The 12295-nt window shown below is 48.6% G+C and carries 8 protein-coding genes; 6 read left to right on the top strand and 2 right to left on the bottom strand.

Annotated features, from left to right (window positions below; translation table 11 throughout):
• Positions 1-19 precede the first annotated feature (19 nt).
• The 5 genes from ftsH (at position 20) to lysS (ending at position 7182) form a co-directional block, all read left to right on the top strand.
• On the top strand, positions 20-2155 hold the full coding sequence (gene ftsH, locus F6I03_RS04240; RefSeq protein WP_070430133.1) for an ATP-dependent zinc metalloprotease FtsH: 2136 nt from the start codon (positions 20-22) through the stop codon (positions 2153-2155).
• A gap of 567 nt (positions 2156-2722) precedes the next feature.
• Positions 2723-3604: an Hsp33 family molecular chaperone HslO gene (gene hslO / locus F6I03_RS04235; RefSeq protein WP_070430134.1), complete on the top strand. Its 882-nt coding sequence runs from the start codon at positions 2723-2725 to the stop codon at positions 3602-3604.
• Between the two features lie 14 nt (positions 3605-3618).
• Positions 3619-4515, top strand: coding sequence for a pyridoxal-phosphate dependent enzyme (locus F6I03_RS04230; protein WP_070430135.1), 897 nt, complete (start codon positions 3619-3621; stop codon positions 4513-4515).
• Positions 4516-4589: 74 nt separating this feature from the next.
• Entirely contained in the window at positions 4590-5585 is a 996-nt protein-coding gene (gene dusB / locus F6I03_RS04225; RefSeq protein WP_070430136.1) for a tRNA dihydrouridine synthase DusB, read from the top strand.
• Between the two features lie 88 nt (positions 5586-5673).
• Positions 5674-7182: a lysine--tRNA ligase gene (gene lysS, locus F6I03_RS04220; RefSeq protein ID WP_070430137.1), complete on the top strand. Its 1509-nt coding sequence runs from the start codon at positions 5674-5676 to the stop codon at positions 7180-7182.
• A gap of 76 nt (positions 7183-7258) precedes the next feature.
• On the opposite strand, the gene F6I03_RS04215 is transcribed toward lysS, so the two are convergent.
• Entirely contained in the window at positions 7259-7870 is a 612-nt protein-coding gene (locus F6I03_RS04215) for an ABC transporter permease (protein ID WP_246815993.1), read from the bottom strand.
• Positions 7871-7922: 52 nt separating this feature from the next.
• Positions 7923-8789: an ABC transporter ATP-binding protein gene (locus F6I03_RS04210; RefSeq protein WP_070430139.1), complete on the bottom strand. Its 867-nt coding sequence runs from the start codon at positions 8787-8789 to the stop codon at positions 7923-7925.
• A gap of 297 nt (positions 8790-9086) precedes the next feature.
• On the opposite strand from F6I03_RS04210, the gene F6I03_RS04205 reads away from it, so the two are divergent.
• Positions 9087-11801, top strand: coding sequence for a GW dipeptide domain-containing protein (locus tag F6I03_RS04205; protein ID WP_070430140.1), 2715 nt, complete (start codon positions 9087-9089; stop codon positions 11799-11801).
• Positions 11802-12295 lie beyond the last annotated feature (494 nt).

Genomic DNA, 12295 nt, shown 5'->3' with positions numbered 1-12295 from the left:
AGCAGATAGGAGAAACTACATGCAGAGAAAAGGACCAAATAAGAATTTTCTTACCAGTGGTCTTCTTTGGATTATTATCTTCTTCGCCCTAATTGGCTTGGTCAATTATGTTGCAGGTGGTGGAGATGATGGAACAACCGAAGAAATCACCCAAACGGAATTTATGCAGGAATTATCGGATGAAAATCTGCAAAATATCGCCATTCAACCGCAAGCCGGAGCCTATCAGATTACTGGGGACTACCGGTCGTCGCGGGACAAGCAAGAGAGCCAGAGTGAGAATAACCTCCCTATCTTTAATAATGCCAAAGAAGGGCAGGCTAAGAAGTTCTATACCCGTGTTCTCCCTAATAACGATACGCTAGCGAAGATTAGTCAGACCGCTGAAGAAACGGATACCTCACTCAAGGCCCTCAAGGAAGATAGTTCAGGGGTTTGGGTCAACCTCCTCTTTAGTGCCCTGCCATTGGTTATCTTCATTGGCTTTATGTACTTTATGACCCAGCGTGCCCAGGGTGGCGGACGTGGCAACCCTATGTCTATGGGTAAGTCCAATGCTAAGGACCAGTCCCAACAGTCTAAGGTACGCTTTGCTGATGTGGCTGGGGCCGATGAGGAGAAACAAGAACTGGTTGAAGTTGTTGAGTTCCTCAAAGACCCGCGTAAGTATCACCAGCTAGGGGCGCGAATTCCTAAAGGCGTCCTCCTCGAAGGCCCTCCAGGAACCGGGAAGACCTTACTGGCTAAGGCAGTAGCTGGGGAAGCCCAAGTTCCCTTCTACTCCATCTCGGGTTCTGAGTTCGTTGAGATGTTCGTTGGGGTCGGTGCCAGCCGGGTCCGCGATCTCTTCGATACAGCCAAGAAGAATTCACCCGCCATTATCTTTATTGATGAAATTGATGCGGTAGGTCGTAAGCGTGGTTCGGGTATGGGCGGTGGCCACGACGAGCGTGAGCAAACCCTCAACCAATTGCTGGTTGAACTCGATGGCTTTACCGAGCAGGATAATGTGATCGTGATTGCAGCTACTAACCGTTCGGATGTCCTCGACCCAGCCCTGCTCCGCCCGGGACGTTTTGACCGTCAAATCTTAGTTGGCCGACCAGATGTCAAAGGACGGGAAGCCATCCTTAAAGTCCATGCCCGCAACAAGAAGTTGGGTTCTGATGTGGATCTTAAGGTATTGGCCCGTCAGACACCAGGCTTTACCGGGGCGGAACTCGAGAATGTCTTGAATGAAGCTGCCCTCTTAGCTGCCCGTCTCGATAAGTCGGCGATCGACATGGTAGATGTTGATGAAGCCCAGGACCGCGTCATTGCGGGTCCGGCTAAGCCAGACCGTCAAGTGAGCGAGAAGGAAAGACGGGTTACCGCCTTCCACGAGGCAGGACATACGGTCTGCGGCCTAGTCCTCAATGAGGCCCGGATCGTCCACAAGGTGACCATTGTTCCCCGGGGTAAGGCTGGGGGCTATGCCATTATGTTACCGCGTGAAGACCAAAACATGTACAATGCCAAGGACCTGCGCGAACAGATTGTTGGTCTGCTCGGTGGTCGGGCGGCTGAAGAAGTTTTCTTCAATACCCAGACTTCCGGTGCTTCCAATGACTTTGAGCAGGCAACCTCTCTTGGCCGCAGCATGATTACCGAATATGGGATGAGCCAATCCTTAGGCCCAATCTCTTATGAAGGGAACCACAGCATGCGGGGAGCTGCTTCTTATGGTGAGAAGACTTATTCTGCCCAAACCGCAGCCAAGATTGACCAAGAGCTCCTCCAATTAATGGAAGACTGCCTAGCAGAAGCTAAACAAATCCTTAGCGACCACCGTGAGCAAGTGACGATTATCGCGGAAAAACTCTTGGAACTTGAGACTCTGGATGCACGTACGATTAAGAGCCTCTTTGAAACAGGTGAAATGCCAGCTGAAACCGTAACGGAAGTTGAAGAAGAAGCCCGGCCTAAGACCTATGATGAAGTCAAAGAGAAGATGCAACGTGAAGGCCAGAAGAAACAAGAAGAATCCAAAGAACAGTTAGAAGAACGCCAAGGTCAGGCGCCTTCTGAATCAGACGACCAAGAACCTGGTCGGCGGAATGAGCATATCCAAGAAGAGATTGCCCAACGCCGTCAGGAAGAAAAGGATGAAGACTAGGTCTCATCACGGATTGGGAGATTAAGCAGGGAGCTCTCCGGCGCCCTGCTTTTCTGCTTTTTAATTTACTTATATAATTAAATCGTATTGGTGAGCATCCGTTGCACTTTTGAATTTGGGCCTTAAAAAGTCACGGCACCGGTTCGGGCCAAGGTCCCTCACCTAGCGAGCTTCAAAGGGCTAGTACGGCTAGCGCCTACTATCCCTAATTCACATCTTAGTCGGGTTCGGCCTGGCAGCTTTCCTGTCACTTCACAAGTCTCCGTCGCAGTCTTGCAGACTGCTTTGGTGACTTGCTCCAGTGAAGGAAAGCTAAGCGCCAGCCCTCTCACCCTGAATCTTGCTTTTTCGTGACTAAGGTCCAAATTCAAAGCTCCACTCCTGCTCAAAACAAGCTGATATATGATTAATTCTTTAATTAATAACTAGTCTTCATAATATGTAGAAAATATTTAGTCGAAAACTCGGCCGAGGATAGGAGCTTGGGATAGATTTTGAAGCAAATTATTTGGCAAGGACAAGAAAACAACGTAATCTGTAAGAAAAGATAAAAAAGGACGTGAAGAAGTGACAGATCAATTAGTTAAAGCAACCGCCTTCGATGGGCAAATCCGCCTACGGGCAGTTGATGCTAGCCAAGTGGTGGCTACAGCCCAAAGCAAGCACGACTCTTGGAGCGCTTCAAGTGCTGCCCTAGGACGGACCTTAGCGGGGACCCTTCTCTTAGCGGCTGATATTAAAGATGATGCCAAGATGACCGTACAAATTGCAGGGAATGGCCCAGCAGGTAAGATTGTGGTTTCTGCAGATGGCCAAGGCCATGTCAAGGGCTATATCGACCAGCCCCATGTCAGCCTCGATTCCAATGCCCAAGGAAAGATTGATGTTCGCGGCGCAGTAGGGACAGAGGGAAGCTTCTCTGTGATTAAAGACTTAGGGCTTAAGGAACCCTTCCAAGGTCAAGTGCCTCTGGTTTCAGGTGAGATTGCAGAAGACTTCACCTATTATTTAACGGTTTCTGAACAAGTTCCTTCTGCTGTTGCCCTGGGAGTTTTAGTGAATCCCGATGAATCGATTGCTTGTGCTGGAGGCTGGATGATCCAAGTGATGCCGGGCTGTTCTGATGAGGTGATCAGCCAGCTAGAAGCCAGTATCGCCGATATGCCCCAAGTGACGGATTTACTCAGCCAGGGCTTGACGCCTGAAGACATGATCTACCGTTTAGTAGGTCAAGACCAGGCCAAGATTTTGAGCCAGGAAGCGGTCAGCTTTAGATGTGATTGCTCAAAAGAGCGCTTCGCCCAAGGGCTAGCCGCTATCGGCAGTCAAGAATTAGAGACTATTATTGAAGAAGATGGGGGCGCAGAAACGGTCTGCCACTTCTGCAATTCGACCTATCACTTTACGGCAGATGAATTGAGAGAGATCGCGGCACAGGCAGGTGCCTAGAAGTGGAGGAGAGCATGCCAGCTGTAGCTAAAGATTTGAGTCAATTGATTACGGGAACGCCCTTAGTTAAATTGCAACGATCAACCCCCTATCGTGCAGCCGATGTCTATCTTAAACTGGAGAACCGTAACTTGACTGGTAGTGGCCGTGACCGGGCAGCCTTAAACATGCTGGAGGTCAAGGAAGCAGAGGGAGCCTTTAATGAGAAGCGGGCCTTTGTGGGAATCGATGATGGGTATTTTGGCCTTAGTCTAGCGAGTTTGGCAGCAGTCCGTGGCTTCGATGCCGTGATCTTTCGCAGCCAGGCTTGGTGCTCAGAGCTTGCAGATAAAATGCGGGCGCTGGGGGCTCAGGTTGAAGACCTGGATGACCAGCTGAGCTTCACAGACCAGATCGAAGCGGCTAAGACTTACGCCTTGTCCCACGACCTGCCTTTCTTGGACCCCTTCTCTGACTTAGCCAATCCGAGTATCCATGCGGTGACGACTGGTCCTGAGATTATCGAAGCTCTGGGTCGAGTGCCCGATGCCTTTGTGGCAGGGGTTGGTACGGGTGGGACCCTAACTGGAGTGGCCCAGGCCCTCCGTGACCAGGAAGAAGGCGTTGGCATCTATGCCGTCGAACCGGCTCAAGCTGCTGTCCTATCCGGTGAAAGTGCCGGCCAACACCACTTATCGGGTATCGGTTATGGCTTTATTCCCGCCAGCCTGGACCGGGCTTGTTTCGACCAAGTCATTGTGGTGGATGAGCTCAAGGCCCTGCATTGCCAGCGGGCACTCGCCATCAACGAAGGCCTCTTGGTTGATTCTGGGAGCGGCGCAGCGGTTGCTGGAGCTATTGCTTTAGCTGAACGTTTAGGCCAGGACCGGCAAGTGGTTGTTTCTGTAACAGCTCGTTTCGATGCCCGATAAATAAAAAATGAAGCAGAAGCTGGGATACTCCCGGCTTCTTTGCACGCAGGAATCAAACAAGAAAAGGTGACGCTATGATAAAAATAGGAAATATTGACATTGCCAACCCCATCGCCGTTGCCCCCATGGCGGGTATCTCCAATGCTGCCTTCCGGGTGATGGTTAAGGAGATGGGGGCAGGCTTAGTGGTCTGCGAGATGATCTCCGACCAGGGGATTCATTACCGCAATAAGAAGACCTTGTCCATGCTCCATATCGAAGAGAGTGAGTGGCCCCTCTCCGTCCAAATCTTCGGCGGGTCAGAAGAGTCTTTGGCTGAAGCCGCCCGCTTCGTTCAAGACCATACCAAGGCTGCCATTATTGACATTAATATGGGCTGCCCCGTTAATAAGGTCGTTAAGACCGATGCTGGGGCCCGCTGTCTCTTAGACCCTGAAGAAGTCCACCGCCGGATTAAAGCTGTCGTTAATGCTGTGGACCTGCCTGTTTCCGTGAAGATGCGGACAGGCTGGGATGGAGACCATATCCTGGCTAAAGAGAATGCCCAGGCTGCCCAGGAAGCGGGCGTCTCAATGATCGCCATGCACGGACGGACCCGCGAACAGATGTACCGGGGCCATGCCGACTGGGATATTATCGGCGAAGTGGCCCAGGTCTTAAGCGTGCCTTTCTATGGGAATGGCGATATCCGGACTCCTGAAGAAGCCAAGGCGGCCCTGGATAACTATGGGGTCGATGGGGTTATGGTCGGCCGGGCTTGCTTGGGTGATCCTTTTATCATCCAGCGCATGGTCCACTACTTGGAAACAGGTGAACTCTTGCCAGAGAAGAAGGGGTCTGAACGGATTGATGAGGCCCTGGACCACTTGCGGCGCTTGGTTGACCTCAAGGGTGAAGTCATTGGGGTCAAAGAATTCCGGGGCCTGGTGAGCTACTACCTCAAAGGCATCTCGCGGGCGTCCAAGGTCAAGTTGGCCTGTACCCAGGCGGATAGCTATGATGAAGTGGTTGGCTTACTTAGCCAGTTCCAAGACCAGGTCCTAGCACGCCAAGCAAAAGAAGGGCGTTAAAGCTAAATAGACCTTGCAATTTCGACTAGAAATTGGCAAGATAGTAGAAGATAATAGAAATAGCGATAAAAGTATGGGAGTGAGAAGTTTGACCAAGGAAAATGTCAACCAAACAGCAGAATCAAGCAATGACCAATTGCAGGTTCGCCGTGATAAAGTTGATGAATTAAGAGAGCATGGGATTAATCCCTTCGCTTCTGGCTATCAACGGGAAAATACAGCAGGTGAATTGCACGACGGCTATGAAAGCTTCGACAAGGAAGAACTTGCTGAGAAGGATTTAGATGTTGCTATTGCCGGCCGTTTGATGACCAAGCGCGGTAAGGGGAAAGTTGGCTTCGGCCATGTCCAAGACATGAGTGGCCAAATCCAAATCTATGTTCGTAAAGACGAAATTGGCGAAGAAGCCTACAATACGATTTGGAAGAAATCAGACTTGGGAGATATTCTCGGTATCCGCGGGAAGCTAATGCGGACCAATACCGGTGAATTATCTGTTCAAGCCAAGGAACTGATCCATCTGACCAAGGCGCTCCGTCCCTTGCCCGACAAATACCATGGCCTACAAGATAAGGAGCAGATCTACCGCCAACGCCACCTGGACTTAATTACCAATCCAGAAAGCATGGACCGTTTTGTAAAACGGTCTAAGATTGTGCGTGAAGTTCGTCGCTTCTTAGATGACCAAGGCTATCTGGAAGTGGAAACACCTACTCTCCATAATTTAGCTGGGGGAGCGAGTGCCCGTCCCTTCATCACCCACCACAATGCCTTAGACATTGACCTCTACCTCCGTATTGCGCTAGAACTTCACCTCAAACGCTTGGTCGTAGGGGGCTTTGAGAAGGTCTATGAAGTCGGCCGGGTCTTCCGGAATGAAGGGATCGACCACACCCACAACCCAGAATTCACCCTCTTAGAAGTCTATACCGCCTTCAGCGATATGGCTGGCGTGATGGATCTCGTCGAAGGTCTCTACCAACACGTCGCCCAAGAAGTTCTGGGGACAAGCCGAGTGACCTATGGCGACTATGAATTAGAATTCGGAGGCAAATGGGCCCGAATCCATATGGTCGATGCCATTAAGGAGGCTTGCGGTGTCGACTTCTGGCAAGAAATGTCCGATGAAGAGGCCCGTGCCTTGGCCAAGGAACATGGCGTTCCCGTAGAAGACAACCATACTGTCGGACATGTCATCAATGAATTCTTCGAACACTTTGTGGAAGATAGCTTGATCCAACCGACCTTTGTCTACGGCCACCCTAAAGCCATCTCACCATTGGCTCGGACCAATGAAGAAGACCCACGCTTTACCGACCGCTTCGAAGCCTTTATTGCAGGGGCAGAAGCCGGTAATGCCTTCACCGAATTGACCGATCCTATCGACCAGCGCGAACGCTTTGCGGCCCAAGCGGCTGAGAAGGAAGCGGGGAACGACGAAGCCCATCCTTATGACGAAGACTTCATCGAAGCCCTTGAGAGCGGGATGCCACCAACAGGGGGGCTGGGTATCGGGATCGACCGGATGGTTATGATCATGACCAATGCCTCATCCATTCGTGATGTCCTCCTCTTCCCAACTATGCGGAATAAATAATTGATGTGCGATAAAAAAGATCAGCCACCCAAAAATGGGGCTGATCTTTTTTAATGCTCTAAATCTGGCACATGTATTAAGCTTTTCTCCTGTAAAAGAGAATATTGGCGACGAAAAGGACAATAATCCAAAGACTTAAGATAATGAAAGGCTGGTCGGTGATTTCAACTTGATTTTGATCGGACAAGAGCTGGGTCAAAGCATCCATGAAGGAATATTTATTGATGCTTTGGAAAGTCTCATTCATCTGGGCGAACATGGGGACTAAGGTAATCAAAACCATGGCTAAGATACTGTTAATCTGCCCTTGGGACTGGGTTGATGATAGCCAAGCAATCAGGAAATAGAACAAGATACAGGCTAGGCCCGTTAGAGTACTGATGATGAAGTAATTGGAAGACATATCAGTTAAGGCACAGCCGTCAACTAAAATGGGGTAGAAGATAATTGCTAAAAGAGTGATTACAATGGGATAGAAAACAGTAGCTAATATGTATTCCATACTCTTGACACCAATTAACCGCAGCGAGCGCAAACTATTCTTCTCTTTTTCTTCACCGATTGTAGAGGTGATCAAGGTCCCGATAGAGAAACCAAAAGTAAAAGCTAGGCTTATAAAAAGGATTTGACTGCTATTTTCTCCATTATTTAACATTTCATTATAGAGGAGGGAAAAGCCGAGGGGCATTAGAAGAAGGACAAGTGTATTTGGGGTTTTAACAATTAATTTTGATCTGAGTTTAATGAGAGATGAAATAGTATTGATCATATAAAGAGTCTCCTGTCACTTGAATAAAGATGTCTTCGAGAGTTGGTTCACATGAATGAATAGCGACGACGTCCTGCTTGGTCAAATCCGGATCATAGTCATCGAAAGCCAATTGTTGACTGGACTTATCGGCATAAGTTAATCGCACTTGGCGGTCCGTGGTATGTGCCAGAATGATATCTTCTGGGGCTCCCTCTTCAACAATCTGCCCCTTGTTTAATAAGACTAAGTTGTCACATAACTTTTCCGCTTCATCCATGTCATGGGTGGTAAAGAAGATGCTGGTACCTTGGTCTTTTAGGCGAGCAAGCAAACGGTGGACTTTTCGTGAGGTGCTAGGGTCTAGGCCGCTGGTGGGCTCATCTAAGAAAAGTAAGTCAGGCTTATTGAGTATGGCTCGAATCAGCAACATCCTCTTCTTCATCCCTGTTGATAATTTTTCAGCCGGCTTATTACGGTCCTTGTAAAGGTCCAGTTCTTTTAACAGGGCATCAACATAGTCGTAGTCGGCCTTTAAGATATCCGCATAAGTTCTGAGATTATCCAATAAAGAAAGTTTCTCATAGTAGCCACTGGTATCACTCATAATGCCGATATGTTTGAAATCTTCTGAATTTAAATCCTTGACTGACTTACCTAAGATATAGATATCCCCTTGGTCAGGCGCTAGTTGCTTGGTCAGGATATTAATCGTGGTTGTCTTACCAGATCCAGAAGGCCCAAGAAAGCCTAAAATTTCACCTTTTTTGATTGAAAAACTAATCTCATCAAGAGCGACTGTATCTTTAAAATGCTTGGACAAGTTTTCAATGCTGATTATCTTTTCTTCAAATACCATAACTTTCCCTTCTAGAGCCCTCAATGCACAAAGCTCTTTGATTTAAATTTTTATTAAGTCATGTAAACATGCTATCATAAATACTTTTCATTTGTCTACATTATTAATGTTATATATATATATACTATTTAAAAAGAAGGAGTTTGAGCCTTTCAGGTAAGAATTTTAACCCTTTTTTACATTGTCAAGAAAAGATTACAATTTGATAACAAATCGCCAGATTATCTGCATCTTCCTACGAATTCGATATAATAAATATACGTGAAAATAATAATAAGTGATGAGGAGCGTTAAGGTATGAAGAAAAGATCCTATTTATTTCTAGCCTCACACCTGGCCCTGGCCAGCTTTGTTGTGACGGCGCAAAATGTTCAAGCGGAGGAAGTGCCGACGGAAGAAGAGGGTAAGGTCCTTGAAGTCCAAGCACCTGCCTCAGAAGAGACTCCGTCAGTAGAAGCAAGTCAAGCGACTGACCAAGCTGATGGACAAGTGAACGCTGGTCAAGATCAAGTCCAAGCGACCTACTTCGCAGGGGACACGGACCAAGGGGATGAACTGGTGATTGGCAAGTCAAGCCAAACTTCAGAAGTTTCTAAAGAAGACAGCCAGCCTCAAAAAGAAGAGGCAAATAAAGGGGAGGCTTATACAACCGAACCGCATAAGGTGTCTTATGATGGGACCATCGTTCGTACCCAACACACCCTAGATACTAAGCCCTGGGGCGTTCAAGGCTTTGAAACCATCCTCAACAACCTCAAGTCCTACGACGGACAAGCGGCTAAGGTAGATGCGGAAGCAGCGACCAAGCGGGCTGACTGGATCCGGGTTTCCTTTGCGGATGGCCAAGAAGGTTGGACCGACCGCCGTGTCTTGCGTAAGGGAGAACGTTACACGAGCCCAGTCAAAGAAGTGAATGAGCAAATGACCCTGGCTAATGGCAACCATACTTTAGACAGCCTGCCTTGGGGGACAGCTGGCTTCAAAACCTTGAAGACCAATTTAAACGACCGCCAAGGGGAAGTGGTGACGGTCAGCAAGTTAGTCTCTACCGAACGGGCTAACTGGGCTTATGTCACCTTCCAAGATAGCCTAGCAGGCTGGGTGGACCGCAATGCCCTCTCTAAGAAATTGCCTGGGGACAAGTATCTGACTGAACCGGAAGCTCTTAAGGCATACGGCCGGATTACGGGTAAGAGCCATACCATCGATTCTAAACCATGGGGGATTTACGGCTACCAGACCCTAGTGACCCGCCAACAGTATCCAAATTACCGCAATAAAGCGGTCAAGATTGACCAAGCGGTATCGACTACTCGCGGGGACTGGCTCCATATTGAAGCGGTTGATGGTTCTGTTTCCGGCTGGATCGACCGTAAGGGGATTACTTTCTCTGGCGATGCCTACACTAGCCCTGTTAAGGAAGTCAACTACACCGCTCATATTAAGAACGGCAACCATACCCTCGATTCCCAACCTTGGGGGGCACCAGGCTACGAAACCCTGCGCAGCCGTGCTCAGATGAAGGCTTACCAAGGCCAAGATGTTAAAGTGACCAAGGAAGTTTCAACTACACGAGCTGACTGGGTCTATATCAACTTTGCTGACGGTTTAGCTGGTTGGTTCGACAAGGCTGGCATCCAGTCAGGAGCTAATCCAGAACCTAAGCAAAAGGGAGACCGCTATACAACAGCTGAAAAAGACGTCAACTATATGGCAACGATCGTCCAAGGTAACCACACCCTCGACTCTAAACCATGGGGGATCGATGGGTTCACTACTCTGAGAAGCCGCCAACAAATGAAGGGCCACCAAGGCGAATACGTCAAAGTGACGAAAGAAGTGTCAACGAACCGCGCCAACTGGGCCTACATTACCCTAGCTGATGGCACGAGCGGCTGGTTCGACCGGGCAGGACTTGTTCGCGGCAAGGAAGATACCTATACTAGTCCTATGAAGGATGTCAACTACACTGCCTATATCAAGAACGGCAACCACACCGTTGACTCCAAGCCATGGGGGATTCCAGGTTATCAAACCATCAAGACTCGCCAACAAACCAAGGCTTACCAAGGCCAAGCGGTTCATGTAGACAGGGAAGTATCGACGAACCGGGCGGACTGGGCTCAGGTGCGCTTCAATGATGGTACTAAGGGCTGGATCGACGCTGCCGCCTTGACCCGTCAAGCACCGCAAGCTAAGCAAAGCCCAAGTCGCTCCAAAGGGGTTAAGGTCCGTGATGTGGCCTATGCGGTCCAACATGGAGACACCCTAAATTCCATTGCCCGAGACTTCGGTATTAGTGTGGAAGCCCTGCAAAACTATAATAAGGTGTCAGCCACTAACCTATACTCTGGCCAACGCCTCTGGATTCCAGAAGCTGTTGCTAAGCCAATGGACCTGGCACGTTCACGTGATGGCCGCAAAGTGATCTATCTAGATGCCGGCCACGGTGGAGCAGAAACAGGAGCAGCTGCTTACGGCTACTTAGAGAAGAACTTGAACCTTAACTTTACCAATCAATTGGCTACGGACTTGCGTCAGCGGGGTTATGAACTGATTCTGAGCCGGACTGGGGATCAATTTGTCTCCTTGACTGGCCGTTCAGCTGATGCCAACCAATCCAACGCGGACCTCTTCCTATCGATCCACCACAACGCGTCAGCCAATGGGGCCCAAAGTGGGATTGAAACCTTCTATTATGAGTACACGACAGGTTATCCATCAACCATTAATGGAAACTACCATAATGATGCCCAACGGCTAACCAATAGCCGCTATATTGCAGGTCTCGTCCAAGACAACCTGATTAATGCGACAGGTGCGATTAACCGTGGCGTTAAACGGAATACCTTCGCTGTGGTCCGTGAAACCATGGTTCCAGCGATCTTAATCGAACTGGGCTTCATCGATAACTACAATGAACTCCAGAAAGTGGCAACACCTTCCTACCAACAAAAGATGGTCAAGGCTATTGGACAAGCCGTAGACACCTACTTCAAGAACCTTTATTAATACAGAGTGCGACAAAAGTCGTTTAGACCTGGATCACTGGAGTAAACGATAGGAGAGCCTTGCTAGAGGCTCGGATATCGTTTATGAAGTGGATGCCAGGTCTGACTTTTGGAGCAGGTTTCCGATAGCGTGCGACAAAAGTCGTTTAGGGTAAGCTATTGAAAAAGATGGCAAGAAGCCTTTGATTTGAATAGTGAGACCGGGACTTTGATCCTGGTCTCATTTTTTATATGAAAATTTTCCTATCCAGAAGAAATCTTGCGAAAAAGTTTGACAAGGCTAGAGCAACGTGGTATCCTATCAAAGGTGCTTTTTGTATACAGATTCCTGTTAATTAGTGATACAGTCGTGCTGACTGCCATACATTAATGCACAGAAGTAGGAAAGTTAATCGATCATGGATCGGTTATTTCTTTTTTACAGTAAAATGACACACCAGGGTGTGTGGACTTGAAAAGAATCTCCCAATTATTGGGAAAGGAGGAGCAGTAGTA

The sequence above is a fragment of the Aerococcus sanguinicola genome (genome assembly GCF_008726925.1).
Taxonomy (GTDB): Bacteria; Bacillota; Bacilli; order Lactobacillales; family Aerococcaceae; genus Aerococcus.
The sequence above is the reverse complement of the archived record's forward strand: the minus strand, read 5'-3'. Positions and strand labels throughout refer to the sequence as shown.